Source organism: Sphingomonas quercus (genome assembly GCF_018863195.1).
GTDB lineage: Bacteria > Pseudomonadota > Alphaproteobacteria > Sphingomonadales > Sphingomonadaceae > Solisphingomonas > Solisphingomonas quercus.
On the sequence record NZ_JAHKRT010000005.1, the window covers coordinates 133,880 to 159,190 of the forward strand.

The following is a 25,311-nucleotide window of genomic DNA, read 5'->3' on the forward strand; positions in this document are numbered from 1 at the left end:
CCGCCATGCTGACCCGGTCGACGGGTTCAGCGTGACGGTTCGGGCATCGGCACCGGTTCATCATTCAGCGCGGCGACGCGGGCCGCATCCCCCGCCGTCGGCGCGGGCCGCGCATAGACATAGCCCTGGATTTCCGTGCAGCCGACGGCGCGGATGCATTCGAGCTGGGCGGGCGTTTCCACGCCCTCCGCGACCGTGGTGACGCCCAGCCGGCGGCCGAGGTCCGCCACCGCGCGGACCACCGCCGCGCAATCCGGCCGCTTGACCGCGTCGCGCACGAACGACCCGTCGATCTTGATCTTGTCGAACGGGAAGATGCGCAGGTGGGAGAGCGACGAATAGCCGGTGCCGAAATCGTCCAGCACCACCCGAGCGCCGATGTCGCGCGCCTCGCGCAGATCATGGATCACGGCGCCCTCCTCGCCGAGCAGCGCGGTTTCGGTCACCTCGATCTCCAGCCGGTTCGGGGCGAGGCCGGAGGCGGCGAGCGCAGTCCGGATCGCCGGCGCCAGCAGCCCCTTGCCGAGCTGCACCGCCGAGACGTTGACGGCGACGCGCGCCTGATCCGCCCATTGCACGGCATCGCGGCAGGCGCGATCGAGCACGAAGGCCCCGAGCCGGTCGATCAGGCCGCTCGCCTCGGCGACCGGTACGAACTCGGCAGGTGACACCCAGCCGCGCGTGCCATGGTGCCAGCGCACCAGCGCCTCGCGCGCGGTGACCTGCTCCGAGGCGGCATCGACGATCGGCTGATAGAAGACGAACAGACCCTCGTCGCCGTCCATGGCGGCGCGCAGATCGGCCTCCAGATCGACATGCGCCTGGACGCGGCTTTCCATCTCATGCTCGAACAGGCAGGCGATGCCCTTGCCCGCGCCCTTGGCGGAATAAAGCGCGATGTCGGCGCGCGACAACAGCTCCTCGACGCTCGATCCATGCTCCGGGGCGATGACGACGCCGATCGAGGCGCCGGACATGAACCAGCGATTCGCGTCGAGCTGGTAGGGCTCGGCGAGCGTACGGACGAGCGACTGGGCGAGCGCCAGCGCATCGGCAGCGTCGGCGCCGGGCACAAGGCAGATGAATTCGTCGCCGCCCGGGCGCGCGATGAACATGCCGGGCCGGTCGCACGCCGCACGCAGGCGATCCGCGACGCGGCGGAGCAGCGCGTCGCCGACGCTGTGGCCCTTGGTGTCGTTGATGTGCTTGAAGCCGTCGAGGTCCATCGACAACAGGGCGAAGCCGCCATCGGGCCGATGCAGCAGCCTTTCCATATGCTCCTGCAGATTATAGCGGTTGGCGAGGCCGGTGAGGGAATCGAAACGGGCGAGATGGCTGATGCGGTCCTGCGCGCGCCGCCCCTCGGTGATGTCGCGGAACATCCATACCCGGCCGTAATTGCGGCCGGCCGCATCGCGGACCGGCGTCGAGACGCGGTCGAGGATGGTGCCGTCGTTCAGCTCGATCTCCTCGCGGCTGGTCAGGTCCGGATGGTCATAGAGCCAGTAGACATGATCCAGCAGCGCCTGGGGATTGGCGGTCAGCGAGGCGAGATAGGGAAGCTGCTGCGACGGATCGGCGACGAGCTCGGGCGGCATCCTGAGGATTTCGGCGAGGCGCCGGTTGCTGAGCAGCCGGCCACCCTCGAGGTCGGTCATGATGATGCCGTCGATCGAGCTTTCGAAGGCGGCCTCGAGCACTGCGGTCTTCTCGCGCAGCTCGTCCTCGGCGCGGGTCCGCCAGGCGAGTTCGTCGCGCAGCCGCCGCTCGCTCTCCTTGTACGCGGTGAGATCGCGGCAAGCGGCGAAGGTGACGAGCCGCCCGTCGAGCGGATAGGAGATGGCGCGCACCTCCACCGGCACCTCGCCACCGTCGACGGCGATCATCGTCGCCTCGATCATGGGCGTCAGCAAGCCCGGCTCGCGCATCTGCCGCTCGATCTGGGATTCGACGGCGGGCAGGCAATCGGCGCGGAAAATCTGCGCCGGGGTCAGTCCGATGATGTCCTCCGGCCCTTGCCCGCGGAGCATGCGCACGCCGGCCGCGTTGACCGAAATCGTCTTCTCGCCGTCGTTGACGAAGAACCCGTCCGGCGAGATGCGCCCGATATTGTGGTGGAAATCCTCGCTGTCGCGGAGCCGCCGGGCCGCCGTCATGTCGACATGCACGACCAGATAGAGGCCCGGCCTTCCGGGCAGGTCGCTGATCGCGGTGTCCAGCCAGTGCAGGGAGCCGCCCGGCGCCTGCATCTCGATTTCGCCTTCCCAGGTGCCCGCATCCGCGATCGCTGCGCGGACCTCCTCGAAGAAGGGCGGCGGGCAGCTTGCCGGCGCGAGGGCCGCGTAATCGAGGCCGATCACATCCTCACGGCCGGCGATGCGGCGGAAGGCTTTGCTAGCGAAGAGGATCGCGCCGCTGGCATGGCAAATGGTGGCGGGCGTCCTGTCGAACAGCCGCAGCGCCACCTGGTCCCACGGACCATCGAACAAAGTGCCGACAATTTTCCGAGGCATGGCGCAACGGTCTCATCCCTGTCGCGACAAGGAGACACGGCGCGAGGGCCACCCACGCCGATCGCCTTATCGTGACCGACCGCCCCGGCTCGACCACAGTCCGCGTTAAAGTCGAGTTCTAAACGCCTGATTAAGCAACCGCAATTGCGGCGCGGGTTATTCGCGACCGAGCCGTTCCGGCACCGACTCGGCCTCCTCGACGAGCGTCGCGCGCGACGCCATGGCTTCCCATGGGAAGACGAACCAGTCCCGGTTCTCGGCACGGTCGATGACCCGCGAGGCATAGTCCACCCGCTCGCTGGATCGGCTGTTGTCGATCAGCGTGGCGAAGCGCACCGCGCCGGCGGCGGCGCCCTCGCGGGCCAGCGCCTCGCGCAGATAATGGATGGTGCCGCCGGAATCGTTGATGTCGTCGATGAACAGCAATTGCTCGCCGGCCGCGCTGCGCCGGGCGAGGTTGATGAGCAGCGCATCGGCGAACCCGAACACCCGGCTGGAATGATCCACCGAGAGCATCGGCACGTCGAGCCGATGCGACAGATAGACCCCAGGGGCGAGCCCGCCCCGCCCGACGCCGACGATGAAGCCGGGCATCCACCCGTCCGCCTCGACGCGGCGGGCGATCGCCTCGACATCGGCGACGAACTCGTCATGGCCGACATAGGCGAGATTGGGCGCCCCGCTCACGCCGCACCCGCCGCATAGGCATCGATCGCCTCGAGGTGCCGCGTCACCGCCGCATCGTCGAGGAAGGAGCCGAGGAAGCTGTTCCGCGCCAGCGTGACCAGCTGGGCGCGATCGAGGAGCGGCGCGACGGCACGGAAATTGTCGTTCACATAACCGCCGAAATAGGCCGGATCGTCCGAATTGATCGTCGCGCGCAGCCCGTGGTCGAGCATCGCGCGGATCGGATGCCGCGCCAGATCGTCGACGACGCACAGCTTGTGGTTGCTGAGCGGACAGACGGTGAGCGTCATCGCCTGTCGCGCCAGACGGGTGACGAGCGTCTTGTCCTCCAGTGCGCGGTTGCCGTGGTCGAGCCGGTCGATGTGGAGCAGGTCCAGCGCCTCGCGCACATAATCCGGCGGCCCCTCCTCGCCGGCATGGGCAACGCGCTTCAGCCCGTGGACGGAGGCCGCCTGGAACACGCGCGCGAACTTGGCCGGCGGATGGCCGACCTCGGAGGAATCGAGGCCGACGGCAGCGATGCGATGATACCAGGGCTCGGCCTCGGCCAGCGTCGCGAAGGCGGCCGCCTCGTCGAGGTGGCGCAGGAAGCAGAGGATCAGCCTGGCGGTGACGCCGTGTCGCGCCTCGGCCTCGGCCATGCCGGCGAGCAGGCCCTCGACGACCACGCCGAACGGGATGCCGCGATCGGTATGGGTCTGCGGATCGAAGAAAATCTCGGCGTGGCGGACATTGTCGGCGGCGGCGCGATCGAAATAGGCGGTGGTGAGATCGCGGAAATCCTCCTCGGTGCGCAGCACCTCGGCGCCGGCATAATAGATGTCGAGGAAATCCTGGAGGTTCGAGAAATCATAGGCCGCGCGCACGGCCTCGACATCGGCGAAGGGGATGTCGACGCGGTTGCGGCGCGCGAAGGCGAACATCTGCCCCGGCTCCAGCGAGCCTTCGATATGGAGATGCAGCTCGGCCTTGGGCAGGCCGGCGATGAAGGCGTCGTGCGGCGTCGTCATGATGACGCCATAGGTCGCACGCGGCGCCGCCACCGGCAAGGGGCGCTCGCCTCGCCGCCGAACGCCTGCCCCGGGCTGGTCCCGAGTTTTTCGGGGGGTTCGGCATGACGACAGTGGCCGGGTGGCGCCCGCCGCAAGTCCGATGGCCGGGTGGCCGGGGTGGCCGGGGTGGCCGTCGCCGCAAGTCCCGCCGTCACCCTGAACTTGATTCAGGGTCCACCCCTCCGCGAGCGCCCGAATTCCGGGGGGAAGTGGATGCTGAACCAAGTTCAGCATGACGACGGTGGCCGGCGTGGCCGCCAGCGCAATCCGCGCGTCGCCGTGAAGCCGGCGCCCCCAACGCCCTATCGTCCTGAAATCGGCGGTCAGCCGTAGCTGCGACGGCCGTAGGAAGCCGCCGCCGCGCGTGCCTGCAATCCCCGGACGCTGTTGTCGCCGGTGAGGCGGAAGCGGGCCACCAGCGCCTCCAGCTCGTTCGACTGGCCGGCGAGGCTCTGGGACGCCGCGGTGCTCTGTTCGACCATGGCGGCGTTCTGCTGGGTGACATTGTCCATGTCCTGCACGGCGGTGTTGATCTCGTGCAGGCTCGACGCCTGGGTGTCGGTGCTCGCGGCGATTTCGGTGACGAGCTTGCTGACCCGCTCGATCCGCGTCGAAATCCGCTCCAGCACGCCGCCGGTCTCGCTCACCAGAGCGACGCCCTGCGAAACCTGCGCCTGGCTGCCGGTGATCAGCGCCTTGACGTCCTTGGCGGCGTCGGCGGCACGCTGGGCCAGTGCGCGCACCTCCGAGGCGACGACCGCGAAGCCCTTGCCGGCATCGCCTGCCCGCGCTGCCTCGACGCCGGCATTGAGCGCGAGAAGATTGGTCTGGAAGGCGATGCCGTCGATGACACTGATGATCTGGCTGATCTCGGCCGAACTCTTTTCGATGATGCCCATCGCGTCGACGGCGCGTCCGACCACCCGGCTGCCCTCGGCCGTGTCGTTGCGGGCGTCGGTGACGGCGGCGTTGACCTCGGCGGCGCCGCGCGCCGTGCCCGCCACGAGATGGCTGGCCTGGCTGATCGCGGCGGACGTCTCCTCCAGCGCCGCGGCCTGTTGTTCGGTGCGGCGGGCAAGGTCTTCGGAAGCGGACAGGATCTCGGAAGAGCTGCTGTTCACCGAGCGCGCCGTGCCGGACACCTGGCGCAGGCTGTCCTCAAGCGCGGCGACAGTCTGGTTGAAGCCGGTGCGCACCGTCTCATATTCGCCGGGGAAGGCATTCGTGATGCGATAGGTCATGTCGCCATCGGCCAACGCCTCCAGCCCCTCGCCGATCTGCCGCGCGACGCGGGCCACCGTCTCCTTGTCGGCGGCCTCCATCGCCTGAAGGCGAAACACCTCCATCGCCTTGGTCAGCCGGCCGACGCAGTCGGTGTGATCGGTGTAGCGGACCGGCGCCTGAAGATCGCCCGCGGCCATCGCCTCCATGCGCACCACGGTATCGACATAGGGCGTGCAGATCAGCCGGCCGCTGACCACGATGGTGAGCAGGACCAGCGCAACCGCAACCGCGGCCAGGCTGCCGCCGATCACGACGTGGCCCGCCGCGCTCAGGGCGGTGCCGGCGAGGGCGAGAAGACCCCACGCCGCACAGGCTGCCAGAATCGCCTTGAACTTGACGCGGATGGGGGCTCTCTTCTCGAACCACGACAGCATTGTTGGATCCTTCTTCCGGGCCGGCCGTGCCACCTCCCTTTCTGGGGACCCGGACCGCGCAGGAAAAAGGTCATTAATCTAGATGGTTGAGCGTCTGGTTAACGCGAGCCTGACCGCGGATGCTCACTTATACGTGATTTGCGGCTGGAAAAACGGCGGCGAAGCGTGACGTACGGTCCGATACCTCGTCCCGTAGACTCGCGCTTCGCCACCGAACTACGCAAATTGCAGATGAATCAGGCGACCTTGAGGCCTTCCTTGTTCATCGCCATCGTCAGCTGCTTGTTCTCTTCCTCGGTGAGGCTGGCGCGCAGTTGCGGGAAGACGCTCTCTTCCTCCTCGCGCATGTGATCCTCGACCATCGAGCGGAACTCGCGGAGCTTGGCGATCCACTTCGGCGAGCGGCGATCCATCATGCTGAGATCATAGAGATACTGCTTCACATAGCCATGCTCGTGATTGAGCTTGTCCGCCTCGGTCTTCTGCGCATGATCGCGCAGACAGGCATAGACGGCATTCTCTTCCTCGACGGCATGCTTGGCGAGCGCGTGCTTGAGCTGCATGAGCAAGGTGGCGCGCTTGGTGGTGTTGTGCTCGTCGGTCTTTTCGATCTTGTCAAAGATCAGGCGCACGGCCTGATGCTCGGCCTTGAGTGCCTCGTCCCACTGGCCGGCCAGCGCCGACGGCGCCTGCACGATCGCCTTGCGCACGAAATTGGCGGCGAGGCCGGCGACGAGGCCGGCGGCCGCCGCGCCGACGGCGAGGCCCGGCTGGCCGAGGCCGCCGCGGGACGAGCCCGACTTGGCGTTGCTGTTGCTGCCCTTGGCCTCGTTCGGCTTGTCGTTGCCGGCGCGGGTGCTCGCCGCGCGGGAGCGGCTGGTCTTGGGACGGTCGGCGGCAGTGGTGGCCATGACTTCCTCCAATTTCGGTGTGTCGGGGATTAAACCCTTCGGCTCCGTATCGGTTGCGCGCGCCGGCCCGGGCGCTAGAGCTTGGGCGCTATGGCCGCCCGCATGAAGAAGCTCGATCTGCTCGAAGGCGCGCAGGAACGCGCGTCCGATCCGCGCCGGCTGGTATGGCTGTCGGCGTCCGCCGGCACCGGCAAGACCCATGTGCTGACGGCGCGCGTGCTGCGGCTGCTGCTCGCCGGCGTCGCGCCGGAGACGATCCTGTGCCTGACCTTCACCAAGGCCGGCGCCGCGGAGATGGCCGAGCGCATCCATGCGCGGCTCGCTTACTGGGTGCGCCTGCCCGAGAGGGAGCTGAAGAAGGAGCTGTTCGCGCTGGGCGAGGATCCTCACGATCCCGCCGCCCTCGCCTTCGCCCGCACCCTGTTCGCGACGGTGCTGGACGCTGCGGGAGGCTTGCGCATCCTCACCATCCACGCCTTTTGCCAGACGCTGCTCGCCGGCTTCCCGGCCGAGGCCGGGCTCACCCCCGGTTTCCGTCCACTGGAGGGGCGCGAGGAGGCGCAGCTCGCCCGCGCCACGCTGGCCGAGCTGCTCGTCGCCGCCGAGCGCGGCGGCGACCTGCCGCTGATCCGCGACGTGCAGACGCTGTCCCGCCGGCTCGGCGAGGGACCGGCGGAGGCGTTCCTGCTCGCCTGCGGACGGGCACCCGACGCCATGGCGGCGCTGGGCAGCGGCATCGAGGCGAAGCTGCGCCGGGCGATGGAGGTGCCGGACGGCGATATCGAGGCGTCGCTCGCCGATGCCTGCGCCGATCAGGCATTCGATTGCGGGTCGCTCGGCGCGGTGGCAGCGGCGAACGCGGCCTGGGGCACGCCGACCGGCCTCGGCCATGCCGACGCCATCGCCCGCTGGCGCGCGCTCTCGCCGGCCGAGCGGGCCGCCGGCCTCGCCGGCCTGCACGAGATCTGGGCAAAGAAAGACGGCGAGCTGCGCGCGGTCAGCAAGGGACAGGAAAAGGCCGATCCCGATTATTCGGGCCATGTCGGCCGCCTCCACGGAGCCTGCACGGCGCTGCTCGCGCTGCGCGCCAAGGCGGCGTTCGCGGCGGTGCTGGCGGCGGGATTGCGCGCGGGGCAGGCCTATGCGCGCGCCTATGCGGAGGCCAAGCGGGCGACGGGCACGGTCGATTTCGACGATCTGATCCGGGCGACGGTCGCGCTGTTGCGCACGCCGGGCATGGGCGACTGGGTGCGCTACAAGCTCGATCAGGCAACCGACCACATCCTCGTCGACGAGGCGCAGGACACCAATGCCGACCAGTGGGAGATCGTCGCCAAGCTGGCCGGCGAGTTCTTTGCCGGAGAAGGCGCGCGTGGCGACGGACGGCTGCCGCTGCGGACGATCTTCACGGTCGGCGACTTCAAGCAGGCGATCTTCGGCTTCCAGGGCACCGACCCGATGGCCTTCGAGGCTGCGCGCCGCGCGTTCGGCGCCCATGCCGAGCAGGCCGAACGCCAATTCGAGCAGCTGTCGCTTGACCGCTCCTTCCGCTCGACGCCGCCGGTGCTGGAAGTGGTCGACCGGCTGCTCGACAATCTCGGCGCCGAGGCGCTCGGCCTGATCGAGGCGAGCCCCACCCATCATTCCGCGCGGCGCGATCAGCCGGGTTCGGTGACGCTGTGGCGCCCTTTCCAGTCGCGCACCGGCGAGGATGAGGAGGGCGAGGAAGGCTGGTTCGACGATGCCGTGCGCGCCTACGCCACCAGATTGGCCCGCCAGATACGCGAGTGGCTGGATGCGCCGTTGCCGCTGCGCGCCGCCGGGAGGCCGCTCCGCCCGGAAGATGTGCTGATCCTCGTCCGGCGGCGCAGCGAGCTGGCCGCGCTGCTCGTCGCGCGGCTTCATGCCGAAGGAGTGCCGGTGGCGGGCGTCGACCGGCTGCGGCTGAACGCGCCGCTGGCGGTACGCGATCTGCTGGCCACGATCCGCTTCGTGCTGCAGCCGGAAGACGATCTTAACCTCGCCGCCCTGCTCGTCTCGCCGATCGTCGGGCTGACGCAGGACGAGCTGTTCCGCGTCGCCTTCGGGCGGCGGGGCTCGCTGTTCCAGGCGCTGCGCGCGAATGGCGGCTTTCCCGACGCGCAGGCGATCCTCGACCAGCTGCGCGAGACGGCCGACCTCGTCACCCCCTATCGCTTCCTGGAACGGTTGCTGTCCGGCCCGATCGGGGCGCGTGCCCGGCTGCTCGGCCGGCTCGGCCATGAGGCGGCCGATCCGATCGAGGAGCTGCTGTCCGCCGCGCTCGATTTCGAGACGCGCGGGCCGGCCTCGCTGCAATTGTTCCTCGACTGGTTCGATCGCGGCGAGGTGGAGATCAAGCGCGACCCGTCCGCCCCCCTCGACGCGGTGCGGGTGATGACCGTGCACGGCGCCAAGGGCCTGCAGGCGCCGCTCGTCATCCTCGCCGACGCCACCGCCGACCCGGACGACAGCCTCGCGCGGAGCCTGCGCTGGGAGGATGCGCCGATCTTCCGGCCTCGCAAGGAGGAGCGGCATGACCCCTTCGCCGGCCTGCTCGCCACCGCCGAGTCGCGGGAGCGGGAGGAGCATTGGCGGCTGCTCTATGTCGCCCTCACCCGCGCCGAGGAACGGCTGATCGTCGCCGGCGCGCTGACCCCGGGCATGCGCGGCGCGCCACCGGCGTCGAGCTGGTACAGCGCGGTGGAGCGCGCCCTCGACGATATGGGTGTCGGCTGGACGGACGACCCGCTGTGGGGCCGCGCGCGGCATCACGAGACCGGCACCGCCCGCGTTGCTGCGCCGCCGCGCCGACGTGCCGCGACGCCGGCCATCGCCGAGCCCGGCTGGCTGCGCCGCCCGGCCCCCAGGGAGAGCCAGCCACCCCGGCCGCTGGCACCATCGGCGATCGGTCAGGACGAAGTCGCCGATCCGCCCCCCGGCCCGACGATGCGCGCTGCCGCCGAGCGCGGGCGACTGCTCCACGCGCTGTTCGAGCGGCTGCCCCCCTTGCCGCCGGCTGATCGCCCGGCGGCGGCGGCGCGCTGGCTGGAAGGCAGCGCCGGCGTCACCGATGCGGCGTTGCGCGATGGGCTGGTGAAGGATGCCTGCGCGATCCTCGCCGATCCGCGCTTCGCTGCGGTGTTCGCCGCCGACGCGCTGGCAGAGGCGCCGATCGCGGCGGTGGTCGGCGGGCGGGTGATCGCGGGCACGGTCGACCGGTTGCTGGTGACGCCGGATCGCGTCCTCATCGTCGATTTCAAGACCGGGCGGCGGGTGCCGGCCGATGCCGATACCGTGCCCGACTACCATCTCGACCAGATGGCCGCCTATGCCGCCGCTCTTGCCGCAATCTTTCCCGATCGCGCGATCGAGGCGGCGCTGCTTTATACCGCCGGGCCTCGGCTGATCACGCTCCCGGCCGCGCTGCTCGCCGCGCGAAAGCCTGGCTTGCAGGATCAGGATCAAAGCTTGGGCCTGCCCCGTTGAGTGGCGCACACAAGCCCCCTACATTGCGGGCAATTCACTAGGAGCGCATTGTCCATGGCCACCAAGAAGATCACCGACGCCAGCTTCCAGAGCGACGTCATTTCCGCGTCCGGCCCGGTGCTCGTCGATTTCTGGGCGGAATGGTGCGGCCCGTGCAAGATGATCGGCCCGTCGCTCGAGGAGCTGTCCGAGGAGCTGGGCGAACAGGTGACGATCGCCAAGCTCAACATCGACGACAATCCCGATGCGCCGGCGCGCTACGGCGTGCGCGGCATCCCGACGATGATCCTGTTCAAGGACGGCGAGCCCGCCGCGACCAAGGTCGGCGCCGCCCCGAAGAGCCAGATCAAGGGCTGGCTCGAGGGTTCCCTGTAAGGGCGAAGCCGGCGAGGTGTTGAATTCGTTACGGACGCGGCGTATGAAGGCTGCGTGAGGTAGTTATCGTTTGATCACCACTTTCAGGGCCCCGGTTGTGTCAGCAGCCGGGGCCTAGTTCGTTTGGGGACGGAATGTCAGTTCCGCCCCCTCCCGCCGCTACTTCGAGCGGGCCACCTCGATGATTTTCAACACCAAGGTAGCGAATGCTACGATCAGCGTGAGAATGCCGATCGTAGCGTCGATGAGGCTAGATATCGTTTTACTCACCTCCTTCTGACGGATGATTGCCGCTCTGCTGTCAGGCAGAGCCGCCCCGCCGAGCAGGGGTGTGGCACAATCGAGCGGGCTGAAGAGACTGGGCCGTCGGGCAGTCTGCCGGAACGGCTTTCCCTGCCCGCCCGTTGATTCTTCGACGTGAACGACATCGGAGGACATCGATGAACCGCGCAGCAATTGCCATGCTCGGCCTTATCGGGATCGCCGCCGCAGCGCCGGCGCTGGCCGATCGCGGGCCCAGCCAGGGAGAGGCGCAGGCGATCGCCGCCAGCCTCACCGCGGCCGGCTTCAAAAGCTGGAACAAGATCCAGTATGACGAGGACGGCCAGATCTGGAAGGTCGACGACGCCCGCGCCATCGACGGCAAGACCTATGACCTGCAGCTCAGCCCCAAGGACTATGGCATCGTGAAGAAGGACGGCGACTGAGCACGGCTCAGCGCACGAGGATCTCGGCGGCCCTCTCCCACATTTCCGGGGAGGCCGCGCCGAGCAGGCCCGGGCCCGGCCGGTCGATGCGATAATCCGAGCCGTCCAGTCGGGCGAGCCTTCCGCCCGCCTCTTCCAGGAACAGCCCGCCGGGCGCGTGATCCCACGGGTTGGCCCGTTCGAACAGGGCGACGTCGTTCTGGCCAAGCGCAAGGCGGGGATATTGCTCGCCCGCGCAGCGCGGAATGGCGACAAGGTTCAGCCGGCCCTCGGCGCGGCGCACGAGGTTCGCCCGCTTCTCTTCGGACAGGAAATGCAGCGCGATGGCTGCCAGCGGCAGCGTTTCGCCAGTGCTGCGCGCGCTGATCCGCTCGCCGTCGACGAAAGCGCCCTGCCCTCGCGCCGCGTGGCACAGCCGGCCGGTGACGGGATCGAGGATCCAGCCAGCCTCGACCAGCCCGTCCACGGCGAGTGCGATCATCACCGCGAACGGCGTCTTGCCCTCCGCGAAATTATTGGTGCCGTCGACCGGATCGACGATCCAGATCGCGCCGCTCCCCAGCCCCTCCAGCAAGGCCGGATCGGCGGCGGTCGCTTCCTCGCCGAGCACGCGGGTGCCGGACAGGATGGCCACCAGCCCTTCCGACAGCCGCGCCTCGCTTTCGCGATCGGCGATCGTGACGAAGTCGCCGGGCGTCTTCTCCTCCATCTCGTCGGCGGCGAGCGCGCGAAAGCGCGGCAGGATCACGTCGCGCGCCGTCTCGCGCATCAGCGCCGCCACCGGCTCGTACAGGCGATGCATGCGCTCAGCTCCGATAGTCGGCGTTGATCGAGATATAGCCGTGGGTGAGATCACAGGTCCAAACCGTGGCGCGACCATCGCCGAGGCCGAGATCGACGCCGATCTCGATATCCTGCCCCTTGAGATGGGCAGCGACCGGCGCCTCGTCATAGCCGGCGACTGCCAGCCCGCCCTCGGCGACCTGGGTAGCGCCGAAGCGGATGGCGAGCTTGTCGCGCTCCGCGGGCTCGCCGGCCTTGCCGACGGCCATCACGACGCGGCCCCAATTGGCGTCCTCGCCGGCGATCGCCGTCTTCACCAGCGGCGAATTGGCAATGCTGAGGCCGATGCGGCGCGCGCTCTCGTCGCTTTCCGCGCCGGTGACGCTGATCTCGATGAACTTCGATGCTCCCTCCCCGTCGCGGACGACGAGATGGGCAAGTTGCAGGCAGAGATCGGTCAGCGCTGCCTCGAAGGCGTCCGCGCCGTCATCGTCCATCGAGGCGAGGCGCGAGCCCACGCCGGTGGCGAAGGCGAGCACGGTGTCGGAGGTAGAGGTGTCGCCGTCGACGGTGATCGCCGAAAAGCTCTTCGCATTGGCGCGTTCCAGCATCGCCTGCAGCAGGGCCGGCTCGATCGCGGCATCGGTGAAGACGAAGCCGAGCATCGTCGCCATATCCGGCGCGATCATCCCCGAGCCCTTGATGACGCCGGTCAGGCTGACCATGCGCCCCCCCACCACGGCGCGGGTGACGGCGCCCTTGGCAAAGGTATCGGTGGTCGAGATGGCGTCGGCCATGTCGCGCCAGCCCGCCTCGGGCGCATCGAGCGCTGCGTCGATGCCGGCCTCGGCCTTGTCGATTGGCAGCGGCACGCCGATCACGCCGGTCGAGGCGACGAACACGTCCGAGGGCTCGCAGCCCAGCCGTCCGGCGACGCGGGCGGCAATCGCCTCCACGGCAGCGCGGCCGCGATTGCCGGTGAAGGCGTTGGAATTGCCGGCATTGACGACCAGTGCCCGCGCCCGGCCGAGCGGCAGGGCAGCGCGGCACCATTCCACCTCCGGCGAAGGGCAGCGCGAGCGGGTGGTGACCCCGGCCACCGCCGTGCCTTCCGGCACGGTGACGAGGGTCAGGTCGCAGCGGTCCCACGTCTTGTAGTGCGCACGCGCGACGGCGATGCGGACGCCGGCAACGGCAGGGATTTCCGGGAAGGGCGTGGCGAGGGGCGAGCGTTCCATGGTGCGGTCCATAGTCGAGCGGCGGGTCCGACGGAATGCCGTTTGATCGCCGACATCCTGAACATGACGGCGCGGGTGAGGCGGCGAGCGCGCGCTTTTCGCGCCCGGGGGTGCGCCGGGTAACCACAGGTATTTGACTACACCCGGTCCCGCTCCTATCTCCCGCCGGTCCGATTTAGGGGATTCCCGGGCCGCTTCCGCGTGCCCGCAGCATTGACGGGAAATTGCATGTTCGGCGGCATTGCCAAGGCCATATTCGGTTCGTCCAACGATCGCTACGTCAAGTCGCTGCAGCCGGTCGTCAACCGAATCAACGGCTTCGAGCCGACCATCTCGGCGATGTCCGATGAGGAGCTGGCGAACCAGACCGTGCTTTTCCGCCAGCGTCTCGACGCCGGCGAAACGCTCGACCAGATCCTGCCCGAGGCGTTCGCCACGGTGCGCGAGGCGGCCCGGCGCGTGCTCGGCCAGCGCCATTACGACGTGCAGCTGATCGGCGGCATCGTGCTTCATCGCGGCGAGATCGCCGAGATGCGCACCGGCGAGGGCAAGACGCTGGTGGCGACGCTCGCCACCTATCTCAATGCGCTGCCCGGCAAGGGCGTGCACGTCGTCACCGTCAACGATTACCTCGCCAGCCGCGATGCCGAGTGGATGGGCCGCGTTTATCGCTTCCTCGGCCTGACGGTGGGCACGATCGTACCCAACCTCACCGACCAGCAGCGCCGCGACGCCTATAACGCCGACATCACCTATGCGACCAACAACGAGCTCGGCTTCGACTATCTGCGCGACAACATGAAATATGACCGCGCGCAGATGGTGCAGCGGCCGTTCAACCACGCCATCGTCGACGAGGTCGATTCGATCCTGATCGACGAGGCGCGCACGCCGCTGATCATCTCCGGCCCGACCGACGACAAATCCGAGCTGTACATGGCCATCGACCTGGTCGTGAAGGACATGACGCCGGCTGATTACGAGATCGACGAGAAGCAGAAGTCCGTCGTGCTGACCGAGGACGGCACCGAGCGGCTCGAGCGCGCGCTGGAGGCCGCCGGGCTGATCGAGGGCGGCAACCTCTATGATTACGAGAACACGCAGGTCGTGCATCACGTCAACCAGGCGCTGCGCGCCAACGTGATCTTCAAGCGCGACGTCGATTACCTCGTGAAGGACGGCAAGGTCGTCATCATCGACGAGTTCACCGGCCGCATGATGGACGGTCGCCGCTGGTCCGACGGCCTGCATCAGGCTGTCGAGGCGAAGGAAGGCGTGAATATCGAGCCGGAGAACCAGACGCTCGCCTCGATCACCTTCCAGAATTATTTCCGCATGTACCCGAAGCTGTCCGGCATGACCGGCACCGCCGCCACCGAGGCGGCCGAGTTCTTCGACATCTACAAGATGAACGTGGTCACCATCCCGACCAACGTGCCGGTGCGCCGCATCGACGAGGTCGACGAGTTCTACAAGAGCCTGCACGACAAGTTCGCCGCGATCACCGTGGCGATCAAGGAGAAGCAGGCGAGCGGCCAGCCGATCCTGGTCGGCACGGTGTCGATCGAGAAATCGGAGATGCTCAGCGAATTCCTGCAGAAGGAGGGCGTCACCCACAAGGTGCTGAATGCCCGCTATCACGAGCAGGAAGCCCATATCGTGGCGCAGGCCGGCCGGCTGCGCGCGGTGACGATCGCGACCAACATGGCCGGTCGCGGCACCGACATCCAGCTCGGCGGCAACCTTGAATTCCGCATGCTGGACGAGCATCCCGAGCTTGAGGCCGGCACCCCGGAATATGAGGCGCAGGCCGAGAAGATCCGCGCCGAGATCGCGGTGGAGAAGGAGCAGGTGCTCGCCGCCGGCGGCCTGTTCGTGCTCGGCACCGAGCGGCACGAGAGCCGCCGCATCGACAATCAGCTGCGCGGCCGCTCCGGTCGTCAGGGCGACCCGGGCCTGAGCCGCTTCTATCTTTCGCTGGACGACGATCTGCTGCGCATCTTCGGGCCGCAGACGATGTTCTCGAAAATGGTCAATTCCAACCTTCAGGAAGGTGAGGCGATCGTCTCGCCGTGGATCGCCAAGGCGATCCAGACCGCCCAGAAGAAGGTCGAGGCGCGCAACTACGACATCCGCAAGCAGGTCGTCGAATATGACGACGTGATGAATGACCAGCGCAAGGTGATCTACGAGCAGCGCGCCGACATCATGGATGCCGAGACGGTGGACGATGTCGTCGCCGAGATGCGCGGCGAGACGGTGTCCGGGCTGGTCGGGGATGCCTGCCCTGTCGGCTCCTACCCCGAGCAGTGGAACGTCGCCGGCCTCAAGGAGCGGGTACAGGCGGTGTTCGGCTTCGATCCGCCGATCGAGGACTGGCTGAACGAGGAAGCCGTCGATCCGGAGATGCTGGCGACGCGCATCCAGGCTCAGGCCGACGCCGAGATCGCCGCCAAGGCCGCCGAACTGTCGCCGGAAAGCTGGATCCAGGTGGAGAAGAGCATTCTTCTCCAATCGCTCGACCATCACTGGAAGGAGCATCTGGCGACGCTCGACGCCGTGCGGCAGGTGATCCACCTGCGCCAATATGCCCAGAAGACGCCGATCAACGAATATAAGCAGGAGGCGTTCGTGCTGTTCGAGCGCATGCTGCACGCGCTGCGCGAGGATGTGACGCGGACGATCGCGCTGGCCCAGTTCGGCTATACCCCGCCGCCGCTGCCGGAAATGCCGGACTTCATCACCAGCCACACCGATCCCTTCCTCGGCCAGGACGACACGTTCGACCGGGATGCCGGCTCGCTCGGCCTGATCACCACGCGCGTGCCGCAATTCGCGATGCCGCAGCCGAGCATGCCGGACGAGCTGGGCGAGGATCCGGCGCAGTGGGAAGGCCGCGTCGGCCGCAATTCTCCCTGCCCATGCGGCTCGGGCGAGAAGTTCAAGCATTGCCACGGTCGGGTGGCCTGATCTTCGACCTGACGGGCAAGGTTGCGCTCGTCACCGGATCGGGCGGCGGGCTGGGGCTCGAGATCGCGCGCGGGCTGGCGCAAGCGGGCGCATTGGTGGCGCTGCACGGCCGCGATGCCGCGCGGCTCGCGGCGGTGGGCGAGGCCCGCTTCGAGACTTGCGTCGCCGACCTGGCCGACGAGGCCGCGACCGGGGCCGCCGTCGCGGCGCTGGCGGCGCGGCACGGGCGCATCGACATCCTCGTCAACAATGCCGGCGGGCGCGATCGCCGCCCGGTGGAGGCGCTGGACCGCGCGGCGGTGCGCGCGCTCATCGAAATCGACCTGATCGCCCCCTTCGATCTGGTCCGGCACGTGCTGCCGCACATGCCGGCGGGCGGGCGGATCATCAACGTCACCTCCATCGCCGGCCCGATCGCGCGCGGCGGCGACGCGGCCTATACGGCGGCCAAGGGCGGGCTGGACGCGCTGACCCGCGCGCTGGCGGCCGAGCTTGGCCCGCGCGGCATCACCGTCAACGCCATCGCGCCGGGCTTCTTCGCGACCGACGCCAATCGCGAGATGGTCGAGGATGCCGAGGTGACAGCGCACCTCGCGCGACGCACGTCACTGGGCCGCTGGGGGGAGCCGGCGGAAATCGCGGGCGCGGCGGTGTTCCTCGCCTCGCCTGCCGCCGCCTATGTCACCGGCCAGACGATCGCGGTCGACGGCGGCTATCTCGCGCATTTCTAAAGGCAACCAGCCGCCACCCCGGACTTGTTCCGGGGTCCACCTCTCCTCTTGACATCGCAGCTTGTGGCTAGATGGATGCCGGATCAAGTCCGGCATGACGGGGGTAACTCACAAGCGACGATGACTGCTTTGGGGTGGGTAGCTACCCGCCGGTCCACTATACTCCTTGGCCCCAGATACCGAGCCACAAGAAGGTGGCAATAAACGCTAGCGCAGACGAACCCACAATGACGCTTCCCGGCAGGGGCTGCCGTCTCGCTTGGCGAGCGAGGATCAACGTTAAGCCAATCATGAAAGATGGGATCCCCAGGAGCGGTAGGCTATCGTAATTAAATCCGAAGCCATCAGAGAAAAATCCAAATCGCCAAAATAAAGATGCCGCGAGCACAAGCTGTGCTAGCCAGAACATGCATCGCAATGTTGTTAATATGTGAGTTTTCATGCCACGAGCCTAACGAAGCCCGTTTATATCCGCAACTGCCGACAGCCGCCCTATTCCTGCCTTCCATACCATTCCTCCAGCCGCATGAGCTGGTCGTAATCGCCATAGGGCGCGTATTCGGGGTGGAGCTTGGCGGTGAAGGGCTCGTCGCCCGTCAGCCAGCGTTCGACCGCCTGCTTCAGCAGGCCGGCCGCGCGGTCGGTGAACTCCTCCGCCGCGATCGGCGAGCGGCCGCCGACGGGGCTGGAGACATGGCCGAGCTGGCCGCCGCGCGCCGCCAGCGACCAATATTCGAACGCCGTCGGCTCTCCCTTCACCCCGTCGAAGCCGCCGCGTTCCGCGATCAGGCCGAGCAGGCCGAGCTGCATCGCGAAGCCCGCCGCCACCGCCCGCGTGCTCGGCGCCTTGCCGGTCTTGTAGTCGATGATGGCGAGGCCGCCGGCCGCGTCGCGGTCGATGCGGTCGACGCGGCCGTGGATGGTGACGCCGGCCACCTGCGCCTCGCCGCGTAGCTCGCCCGCGATCGGGCGGCGGCCATCGGCGAGATTGGCGGCGACCTCGTCCGCGATCCAGTCGATCGCCTCGATCAGGCGCGGCGCCCAGAGCGCGCGCAGCACGGGATGGGCATCGGCCTCATCCAGCAGCTGCTCGGCGCGGGCGCGCAGCCGGTCGGGCGCGCAATCATCCTCCTTCATCCACGCCTCCAGCACCTCGTGCACGCGGGTGCCGCGCCACGCCGCGGACGGATCGGCGTCGATCGCATCCAGCACCGGCAGCTTGAGGATCGCGCTGGCGTAGAAAGCGTAAGGGTCGGCCTGAAGCCTGTCGAGGCTGGTGACGGCGATGCGCTTCGGCCGGGCGGCGGCGGGCGGCGCGGGCGCGGGCCGGGCGGCAGGGCGGAACTCTCCCGGCCTGTCGAGCCCGGCGGCGAGCGCGCGGATCGCGCCGACGCGGGCGACGCCGCCGGTCATCGCCTCCAGCCGCAGCCAGAAGCGCGAGGCGATGGTCGGCGCGCGGGCGTCACGGCGGGCGCGCGTCAGGATCACCTCGCGCGCGCCGAGCGCCATCGCGAACTCGTGCCCCTCGATGCCGATGCGCCGATCGAGGCCGGGCAGGCCGAGCTCGGCGCGGATGCGCGGCGACAGCCACGGATCGGGCGACGGCGCGGCCGGCCACACCCCTTCGTTAAGGCCGGCGAGAATGACGCGATCCGCTTGCTGGAGCCGCGCTTCGATCAGGCCCCAGATGGCGATGCGCGGATGCCCGCCCTGCGGTGGGCGGACCGCCACCTCGCCGAGCAGCTGCGCGAGCAGCGCCGGCATTTCCGTCGGGCGGATCATCGCCGGGCCGGCCGGCACCGCGTCCTCCAGCGCCTCGAACAGGGTGGCGGCGGCGCGGCCGGCGGGGCCGGACCAGATGGCGTCCCCGGCGAGCGTGCCAGCCAGTTCGCGGATCAGCCGGAGCAGCACCACCGGCGGCGCTTCCTCCGCGGCGAACGCCGCCTCCAGCGGGGCGAGCCGGGCCGCCGTCTCCTGCCACCAGTCGAGATCGGCGGCACGCTCGCTGATGCCGGCAAGGCCGGGGCGCGGGCGCGGCCCCCGCAGCGCCCGATCGAGCTGGCGGACCTCCCCCAGCCACGGCCCCCTGCCCTCACCAGCCGCGACGAGCGGATGCTTGAGCAGCGCCAGCAGCTGCACCGGCGCGAACCGCTCGGCCGCCGCCTGGGCGAGGGCGAGCAGCAATGTCCCGGATGGTTTGCGTGCCAGCGGCACGCCGGCGGAATCGTCCGCCTCCACCCCCCAGCGCTGGAGATGGGCGGAGACGCGCTCGGCAAGTCCGCGATCGGGAGTGACCAGCGCCGCGGTGCGGCCCGGCGTCTCCAGCGTCTCGCGCAGCATCAGCGCGACCGCCTGCGCCTCCTCGGCGGGACCGGCCAGTTCCAGCGCCCGCACGCCGGGCAGGCCCCGCGCGGCGGGCGGCAGTTCCTGCCACTTCGCGGTGAAGCGGGCCGGGGCCAGGGCATTGGCGATGGCGCGCGTGCGGCTGGCCGGGGCACGCGGGCCGCCCGCGCCCCGCCACGTCATCACCTCCGCCCGCCCGACACCCATGCGATCGAGCAGCAGCTTGAGGTGGAATTGCGGGTGGGTTTCCAGCGCGCGCGGTCGGCGGCCGGTGACCGGGTCGGGATCATGGGGGCCGAGCGCCTGCCATTCCGGGTCCGGCATCGCCCGGTCGAGGAACGGCAGCACGACAAGCCCACGCTCCATGCGCGCGACGACGCGGAGCAGGCGAGCGGCGGCGGGCGACACCACGGCGAGGCCGGCCGAGACGACCAGCCCCGGGGGTGGCGCCGCCGCCCAGCTTCGCGCCAGCCGGTCGATCAGCCGGTTGCGGCGTTCGGCGGCGTCGATCAGGCCGAGGCGCGCCAGCTCCGCCGGCCAGCGCTCGAAGATCACCGACAGCTGGGCGAGCGCGCGCTGCCAATGTTCGGAAAGCTCGGCGGCGAGGGCGAGATCGCGCAGCGCCGTGGCCGGCACTTCCTCCAGCGCCATCTGGTCGATGACGCGGGCGAGATCGGTGGCGAGCCGCACCGCCTCAGCCGCGCCGACCGGATCGCCGGCCGCCGCCCTCGTCTCGGTAACGAGGCGGGCCAGGATCATCCGACGGGCGAGCGGATCGATCGCCGGCGGCACCGGCTCCAGCCCGGCCGGATCGAGCGCGGCGGTGACCCCCTCCTCCGTATCGACCTCACCCAAAGTGACGATGCGCGGGAGGAGCAACCCGGCCTCGGCGCGACGGACGAAGGCGTCCATGATCGTGCGCCGGGCGCGCATGTTCGGCACCAGCACCAGCGCGCGAGCCAGCGCCAGCCGATCGCCGCCGGTCCGGGCGATGAGCCCGCCGGCAAGCGCGTCCGCGAAGCTGCGGTGCGGCGGCACGGTGAACAGGTTCACCGCCCGCGCGCCCTCAGCCATCGGCGAGCATCGCCTCGGCGGCGGGGATCGCCTGCGGCGTGCCGACGTCGAACCATAGCCCCTGATGGACCACGCCATAGGCACGGCCGGCGGCGATGGCGCGATCCCAGAAGATGTTGGTGGAGAACGGGCCCGCCGGCGGATCGACGAGCAGGCGCGGGCTGACCAGCTGGACGCCGGTATAGACGAAAGGCGCGACGCGGCCCGGCCGGCGGCGGGTGATGTGGCCGGCGGAATCCATGTGGAAATCGCCTCGGCCCCTGTGGCAATTGGCGCGAGCCAGCGGCACGACCAGCAGCAGCGCGTCCATCGCCGCATCGTCCCAGCGCTGGCCGAGCAGGCGCAGCGCGTCGATCGGCCCGTCGATCCACAGATTGTCGGTGTTGATCACGAAGAACGGCGCATCGCCGAGCAGGGGCCTGGCGTGGGCGAGGCCGCCGCCGGTCTCGAGAAGCTCGTCGCGCTCGTCGGAAATGACGATATCGAGATCGCCGGCCCGGCGGCGGAGATGCGCCTCCAGCGCGTCGGCGAGATAATGGACGTTGACGACGACGCGCTTGACGCCGGCCGCGCGCACGCGATCCAGCGCGTGATCAAGCAGCGCCTTGCCGCCCACCTCGACGAGAGGCTTGGGACGGGTGGCGGTCAACGGGCGCATGCGCTTGCCGAGACCGGCGGCCATCAGCATCGCCACCTCCGGCATGCGTGCCGCAGGCGTCGGGCGAAGCGACAGGGGTGGCAACAGGCTCATCGGGCATGCTCCTGCCAATGCGCCGCGCGCGCGGCGGCGGGCACGTTGCGATCGAACCAGTCGCGCACCGGCGCCAGCGCGGGATGCATCAGGTCATGCTCCAGATAACGCCACACACGCGGCTGATAGCTGAGATAGCGAGGCTTGCCGTCGCGCTTCCACAGGCGGGTGAAGATGCCCAGGATCTTGGCGTTGCGCTGCGCGCCCCAGGCGGCATAGGCGGCGCGATCGATGCCGCCATAGCGGGCCAGCATCGCCATCTCCAGCGCAGGCGCCACATCGCGCCGCGCATCCTGCAGCAGCGACACGAGGTCATAGGCCGGGTGGCCGGCCAGGGCGTCCTGGAAATCGAGCAGGCCCAATGCCCCGTCACCGAGCAGCATGATGTTCTCGGCGTGATAATCGCGCAGCACGGTGACAGGCGAAACGGCGTCGAGACCGGCGAACACCGCGTCCCAGGCGGCCTGATAGCCGGCCTCGTCCACGGCAAGGCCGACGGCCGGCGCATACCATTGGGTGAACAGACCGGTCTCGCGCTGGACGACGGCGCGGTCATAGGGCGGCAGATCGGCCGGCGGGCAGCGATGCAGCGATTTCAGCAGGTCGATCGCGGCGGCATAGACGGCATGCTCGCCACCCGGATCGGCGGCGACGGCATCGCGCATCAGCGTGTCGCCGAAATCCTCGAGCAACAGGAAGCCGGCATCCTCGTCCGCGCCGAGGATTGCGGGCGGGTGGAAGCCGTGGCGGCGGAGATGCTCGGCAACCGCAAGGAACGGGCGGACATCCTCTTCCGGCGGCGGCGCGTCCATCAGCACGGCGGCGCGGCCGGCGTCGGCGATGCGGAAATAGCGGCGGAACGAGGCGTCGCCCGCCAGGGGCGCGACCGTCGCCCCGCCCCATCCGCATGATTGAAGAAAGCCTGACGCTGCCTCGCGCGGCGTCATGGCGTTGCTGCGAATCCCGGGGGCGGCCATCGCCGTTCCCAAGCCTCCGGCACGGCCCAAGTCAAGCGCCGGCCGCCATCCGGGGCCGGCTCCAGCGACAGGCGGAGCGTCTGCGGCCACAGCCAGCCGCCGAGCCGCTCCGGCCATTCGACGAGCAGCGCGGATTCCTCCAGCAGTTCGTCGAGGCCGAGTTCCTCCAGCTCGTGCGCCTGCTCGATGCGATAAAGGTCGGCATGGGCGACCGGCAGGCGCACCGCGGGCGGCGCATAGGGGATGAGAATCGGGAAGGTCGGGCTCGCCGCCTTGCCCGCCAGCCCAAGCCCGGCGAGGATGCCGCGCGCCAGGCTGGTCTTTCCGGCGCCGAGATCGCCGGCCAGCGCCACCACGTCGCCGATGCGCAGCAGGGGCGCGATGCTCGCCCCCGCGGCCTCCGTCGCGGCGGCATCGGCGAGCAGCATCACCGCCGCTGCACCCGGCGGCGCGGCAGGCTGATGATCACGGTGGTGCCCTCGCCCTCTTCCGAGATCAGCTCGACCTCGCCGCCATGCGCCTCGATGAACTGACGTGACAGCGGCAGGCCGAGGCCGAGCGAGGCCTGCTTGCCGTCGGCCACCCCGAGCGAGGCGCGGTGGAAGCGATCGAACACGCGCGCCTTTTCCTTGGGGGGGATGCCGGGGCCGTTATCGGCGACGATGATGCGCATCTCGCCGGCATCGCCCTCGGCGCGCAGCAGCACGCGGCCGCCACCTTGCGTATAGGCGACGGCGTTGCGCAGGATGTGATCCAGCGCCTGCCGCAGCCGCCGCGCATCGCCGACCAGCGTGCCGAGCGGCTCCGCCAGCTCGACGACGAGCTGGATGCGGCGATGGCGGGCGGCGTCGTCGATCTGGGCGGCGGCCTGACGAACGAGGGTGGCGATGTCGACCATATCCTCGACCAGCGGCAGATTGCCGGCGCCGGTCTGGGTAAGATCGAGCACGTCGTCGATCAGCGCGCCGAGCCGCGCCACGGACGACAGGATGGCGCGCATATAGTCGCTCTGCTGCTCGGTGAGCGGCCCGGCATAGCCCTCGGCCAGCATCTCCGCGAAGCCGCCGATCGAAGTAAGCGGGGTGCGCAGCTCATAGCTCATATTGGCGACGAAGGCGGTCTTCACCCGGTCGCCTTCCTCCAAAGCCTCGTTGCGCTCGCGCAGCGCCTGCTCGATGCGGCGGCTGTCGGTGATGTCGATCATCGTGAACAGCGCGTTGCCGTCCGGCAGGGGCACGGCGGCGAACTCGAAATGCCGCCCGTCGCCAAGCATCACCCGGCCGGAACGCTGCTGCCGCTCGACGGTGGCGATGCGCACCAGTTCGCGGATCAGGCCGGCGCGGGATGGATTGACCAGCCTCTTGGCGACGGAGCTGACCAGCGCGTCGATGCGCGGATGCTGGCCCAGCTCCTCCTCGGACAGGCCCCAGACGTCGCCGAAGCGATCGTTCCACATCTGCAGCCGGCCGTCCGACGCGAACACGCCGATCGCCTCGAACAGGTTGTTGAAGGTCGCGGTGCGCACGCGCAGCAGTTCGTCGCGGGCGCTTTCCAGCTTCACCTGCTCGGTGCGATCCTCGAAGATCAGCAGCAGGCCGCCGTCGGGCATCGGCTGCGGCACGACGCGCAGATGGCGGCCGCCGGGCAGCACCCACGCCTCCTCCGCGACCCCTTCGGTGAGGAACCAGCGCCGCCGCTCTTCCTTCCAGCGCGGGAAATCGCGGCTTTCCGGCAGGCGATTGACCTCGCGCATCCGCTCCAGCACGCGATCGAACTCCGGCCGGTCGGACAGCCATTCCGGCTGCAGCGCGAACAGCCGGCAGAAGGGCTGGTTGTAGAAGACGAGACCCCGATCGGAGGCGAACTGGGCGACGCCCGCGGAGAGCTGATCGAGCAACTGATGCTGCGCCTCGGCGAAGCGATCGAGATCGGCGCGTGCCTCCTCCAGCTCCTCGATATCGACGGCATAACCGGCCACGCCATTCTCGCCGAGCGCGACGTCGACGACGCGCAGCATGCGCCGCTCGCCGCCGATCGTCGCCGGCAAGGTGCGCACCGCCACCGTGCCGGGTTCCGCATCCGCAGGGCGCGCCGCCGGTCCGTCGATCAGCTCCAGCCCGCGCGAGATGACGTCCTCCGCATCGACGCCCTCGACGGCGCGGACATAGGCGGTGTTGACGAGGTCGATGCGCAGATCGGGGGCGCGATGCCACATCGGCACCGGCGCCGCCTCGATCAACGCCGACAGGCTGTCGAGCGCGCGGCCGAGCAGGTTGGTCTCCTGCTCCAGGCGGTCGATCTCGCGGCGGGCGTCCGTCACGTCGAACACCCAGGCGACGACCCCGCCGCGGGTCAGATCGCCGGCCGCCGGCCCGCCGCGCGCGACAAGGATGCGATCGGAGCCCCTCAGCCGCAGCGGGCGATTGAGCCGGGCGCCCGCGGTACGCGCCGCCGCAATATCCCGTCCGAACGCCTCGAGATCGGCGGGCACCAGCGTCTCGGCGTGCAGCAATTCGTCGAGCGTTTCGGGAAGCTCGGTCAGCCCCAGCCGGCGCGCGAGGCGGGCCGGCGCCTCGATCCGCCCGTCGTCATGAATGACGAGCGGGATGGCCGGGCCGCCCTCGATGAGGCCGGCGAGGCGGAGATTATAGCTTTCGGTGTCGCGTGCGCGGGCGATGGCGCGCAACCCGGCGATCGTGGCCCACACCGCCACGCCGAGCCAGATCGCCAACAAGGCCGATATGAGCGCCAGCGTGATCGGCGTGACGTTGATCATGCCGCGCGCCGCCAATGCCCGGCCGGACCGGCCCCGCGCGGTCGGACCTCAGGCCTGAGCCCGAACCCCCAGGCAATACGCGGTGAATGCAGCACTTGCATGTCCTGCTTCTATCCTTCCGCTCGCGGGGAATGGAAGCGGACTTATCGTTACGCAGCGAATATGTTCGATGGATCGGGCTCGCCCGGCCATGTCGATTTCCGTCCCCGCGCAGCCGGGCAGGGACCGGACCCTTCGCAGCGGCTACCCGCGGCGAAC

At 69.4% G+C, this 25,311-nt stretch carries 18 protein-coding genes; 5 read left to right on the top strand and 13 right to left on the bottom strand.

Translation table 11 applies throughout. The features are described from left to right. Window positions 1-26: 26 nt before the first annotated feature. The 5 genes from KOF26_RS10675 to KOF26_RS10695 all read right to left on the bottom strand — a co-directional run bounded on the left by KOF26_RS10675 (window position 27) and on the right by KOF26_RS10695 (window position 6,821). Window positions 27-2,513, bottom strand: a complete 2,487-nt coding sequence (locus KOF26_RS10675) for a sensor domain-containing protein (protein WP_216324391.1) — start codon at window positions 2,511-2,513, stop codon at window positions 27-29. Window positions 2,514-2,669: 156 nt separating this feature from the next. Continuing rightward, complete coding sequence (locus tag KOF26_RS10680) at window positions 2,670-3,200, bottom strand: phosphoribosyltransferase (protein WP_363182231.1); 531 nt, start codon at window positions 3,198-3,200, stop codon at window positions 2,670-2,672. Continuing rightward, on the bottom strand, window positions 3,197-4,210 hold the full coding sequence (locus KOF26_RS10685; RefSeq protein ID WP_216324903.1) for an adenosine deaminase: 1,014 nt from the start codon (window positions 4,208-4,210) through the stop codon (window positions 3,197-3,199). The genes KOF26_RS10680 and KOF26_RS10685 overlap by 4 nt, the downstream gene beginning before the upstream one ends. Window positions 4,211-4,575: 365 nt before the next feature. Further along, the gene (locus KOF26_RS10690; RefSeq protein WP_216324394.1) at window positions 4,576-5,910 is read right to left on the bottom strand and encodes a methyl-accepting chemotaxis protein; all 1,335 of its coding nucleotides are present in this window, start codon (window positions 5,908-5,910) and stop codon (window positions 4,576-4,578) included. Between the two features lie 236 nt (window positions 5,911-6,146). After that, the gene (locus tag KOF26_RS10695; RefSeq protein WP_216324397.1) at window positions 6,147-6,821 is read right to left on the bottom strand and encodes a hemerythrin domain-containing protein; all 675 of its coding nucleotides are present in this window, start codon (window positions 6,819-6,821) and stop codon (window positions 6,147-6,149) included. Between the two features lie 90 nt (window positions 6,822-6,911). Between KOF26_RS10695 and addA the strand changes: the two genes are divergently transcribed. Further along, a complete protein-coding gene (addA, locus tag KOF26_RS10700; RefSeq protein WP_216324400.1) occupies window positions 6,912-10,328 on the top strand; it encodes a double-strand break repair helicase AddA in 3,417 nt (1,138 codons plus the stop codon). 54 nt (window positions 10,329-10,382) lie between these two features. After that, window positions 10,383-10,703, top strand: a complete 321-nt coding sequence (trxA, locus tag KOF26_RS10705; protein ID WP_216324402.1) for a thioredoxin TrxA — start codon at window positions 10,383-10,385, stop codon at window positions 10,701-10,703. A 159-nt stretch (window positions 10,704-10,862) separates the two neighbouring features. On the opposite strand, the gene KOF26_RS10710 is transcribed toward trxA, so the two are convergent. Further along, entirely contained in the window at window positions 10,863-11,141 is a 279-nt protein-coding gene (locus KOF26_RS10710) for a hypothetical protein (protein ID WP_216324404.1), read from the bottom strand. Between the two features lie 2 nt (window positions 11,142-11,143). On the opposite strand from KOF26_RS10710, the gene KOF26_RS10715 reads away from it, so the two are divergent. Then, on the top strand, window positions 11,144-11,410 hold the full coding sequence (locus tag KOF26_RS10715) for a PepSY domain-containing protein (RefSeq protein WP_216324406.1): 267 nt from the start codon (window positions 11,144-11,146) through the stop codon (window positions 11,408-11,410). Window positions 11,411-11,417: 7 nt separating this feature from the next. Here the strand turns inward: KOF26_RS10715 and KOF26_RS10720 are convergent, their stop codons facing one another. Together KOF26_RS10720 and argJ are read right to left on the bottom strand one after the other, a co-directional pair. Continuing rightward, window positions 11,418-12,212 (bottom strand): inositol monophosphatase family protein, encoded by a 795-nt coding sequence (locus tag KOF26_RS10720; RefSeq protein ID WP_216324408.1) that lies wholly within the window; start codon window positions 12,210-12,212, stop codon window positions 11,418-11,420. Window positions 12,213-12,216: 4 nt separating this feature from the next. Continuing rightward, window positions 12,217-13,431: a bifunctional glutamate N-acetyltransferase/amino-acid acetyltransferase ArgJ gene (gene argJ / locus KOF26_RS10725; protein WP_253201342.1), complete on the bottom strand. Its 1,215-nt coding sequence runs from the start codon at window positions 13,429-13,431 to the stop codon at window positions 12,217-12,219. A gap of 228 nt (window positions 13,432-13,659) precedes the next feature. Here argJ and secA point away from each other — a divergent pair, with 228 nt between their 5' ends. Both secA and KOF26_RS10735 read left to right on the top strand, forming a co-directional pair. Beyond that, entirely contained in the window at window positions 13,660-16,401 is a 2,742-nt protein-coding gene (secA, locus tag KOF26_RS10730; protein WP_216324412.1) for a preprotein translocase subunit SecA, read from the top strand. After that, window positions 16,380-17,132 carry an SDR family oxidoreductase gene (locus KOF26_RS10735; RefSeq protein WP_253201343.1) on the top strand — a complete coding sequence of 251 codons (753 nt, stop codon included), beginning with the start codon at window positions 16,380-16,382 and terminating at the stop codon, window positions 17,130-17,132. The genes secA and KOF26_RS10735 overlap by 22 nt, the downstream gene beginning before the upstream one ends. Window positions 17,133-17,624: 492 nt before the next feature. Here KOF26_RS10735 and KOF26_RS10740 read toward each other — a convergent pair whose 3' ends face one another. Genes KOF26_RS10740 through KOF26_RS10760 form a run of 5 tightly spaced genes read right to left on the bottom strand, consistent with a single transcriptional unit; the run spans window position 17,625 to window position 25,053 of the window. After that, the gene (locus tag KOF26_RS10740) at window positions 17,625-20,549 is read right to left on the bottom strand and encodes a PD-(D/E)XK nuclease family protein (protein WP_216324419.1); all 2,925 of its coding nucleotides are present in this window, start codon (window positions 20,547-20,549) and stop codon (window positions 17,625-17,627) included. After that, the gene (locus KOF26_RS10745) at window positions 20,542-21,300 is read right to left on the bottom strand and encodes a nucleotidyltransferase family protein (RefSeq protein WP_253201344.1); all 759 of its coding nucleotides are present in this window, start codon (window positions 21,298-21,300) and stop codon (window positions 20,542-20,544) included. Before KOF26_RS10745 ends, KOF26_RS10740 begins: the two co-directional genes overlap by 8 nt. Then, window positions 21,297-22,247: an aminoglycoside phosphotransferase family protein gene (locus KOF26_RS10750; protein WP_216324912.1), complete on the bottom strand. Its 951-nt coding sequence runs from the start codon at window positions 22,245-22,247 to the stop codon at window positions 21,297-21,299. Before KOF26_RS10750 ends, KOF26_RS10745 begins: the two co-directional genes overlap by 4 nt. Next, complete coding sequence (tsaE, locus tag KOF26_RS10755) at window positions 22,244-22,705, bottom strand: tRNA (adenosine(37)-N6)-threonylcarbamoyltransferase complex ATPase subunit type 1 TsaE (RefSeq protein ID WP_216324909.1); 462 nt, start codon at window positions 22,703-22,705, stop codon at window positions 22,244-22,246. Before tsaE ends, KOF26_RS10750 begins: the two co-directional genes overlap by 4 nt. Then, window positions 22,705-25,053, bottom strand: coding sequence for a PAS domain-containing sensor histidine kinase (locus KOF26_RS10760; RefSeq protein WP_216324422.1), 2,349 nt, complete (start codon window positions 25,051-25,053; stop codon window positions 22,705-22,707). Before KOF26_RS10760 ends, tsaE begins: the two co-directional genes overlap by 1 nt. Window positions 25,054-25,311: the final 258 nt, after the last annotated feature.

Coding starts and splice junctions, on each gene's coding strand:
- KOF26_RS10675 (WP_216324391.1), bottom strand. CDS start 2,513: ATGCCTCGGAAAATTGTCGGCACTTTGTTCGATGGTCCGTGGGACCAG.
- KOF26_RS10685 (WP_216324903.1), bottom strand. CDS start 4,210: ATGACGACGCCGCACGACGCCTTCATCGCCGGCCTGCCCAAGGCCGAG.
- KOF26_RS10690 (WP_216324394.1), bottom strand. CDS start 5,910: ATGCTGTCGTGGTTCGAGAAGAGAGCCCCCATCCGCGTCAAGTTCAAG.
- KOF26_RS10695 (WP_216324397.1), bottom strand. CDS start 6,821: ATGGCCACCACTGCCGCCGACCGTCCCAAGACCAGCCGCTCCCGCGCG.
- addA (WP_216324400.1), top strand. CDS start 6,912: ATGGCCGCCCGCATGAAGAAGCTCGATCTGCTCGAAGGCGCGCAGGAA.
- trxA (WP_216324402.1), top strand. CDS start 10,383: ATGGCCACCAAGAAGATCACCGACGCCAGCTTCCAGAGCGACGTCATT.
- KOF26_RS10710 (WP_216324404.1), bottom strand. CDS start 11,141: ATGTCCTCCGATGTCGTTCACGTCGAAGAATCAACGGGCGGGCAGGGA.
- KOF26_RS10715 (WP_216324406.1), top strand. CDS start 11,144: ATGAACCGCGCAGCAATTGCCATGCTCGGCCTTATCGGGATCGCCGCC.
- KOF26_RS10720 (WP_216324408.1), bottom strand. CDS start 12,212: ATGCATCGCCTGTACGAGCCGGTGGCGGCGCTGATGCGCGAGACGGCG.
- argJ (WP_253201342.1), bottom strand. CDS start 13,431: ATGGAACGCTCGCCCCTCGCCACGCCCTTCCCGGAAATCCCTGCCGTT.
- secA (WP_216324412.1), top strand. CDS start 13,660: ATGTTCGGCGGCATTGCCAAGGCCATATTCGGTTCGTCCAACGATCGC.
- KOF26_RS10740 (WP_216324419.1), bottom strand. CDS start 20,549: ATGGCTGAGGGCGCGCGGGCGGTGAACCTGTTCACCGTGCCGCCGCAC.
- KOF26_RS10745 (WP_253201344.1), bottom strand. CDS start 21,300: ATGAGCCTGTTGCCACCCCTGTCGCTTCGCCCGACGCCTGCGGCACGC.
- KOF26_RS10750 (WP_216324912.1), bottom strand. CDS start 22,247: ATGACGCCGCGCGAGGCAGCGTCAGGCTTTCTTCAATCATGCGGATGG.
- tsaE (WP_216324909.1), bottom strand. CDS start 22,705: ATGCTGCTCGCCGATGCCGCCGCGACGGAGGCCGCGGGGGCGAGCATC.
- KOF26_RS10760 (WP_216324422.1), bottom strand. CDS start 25,053: ATGATCAACGTCACGCCGATCACGCTGGCGCTCATATCGGCCTTGTTG.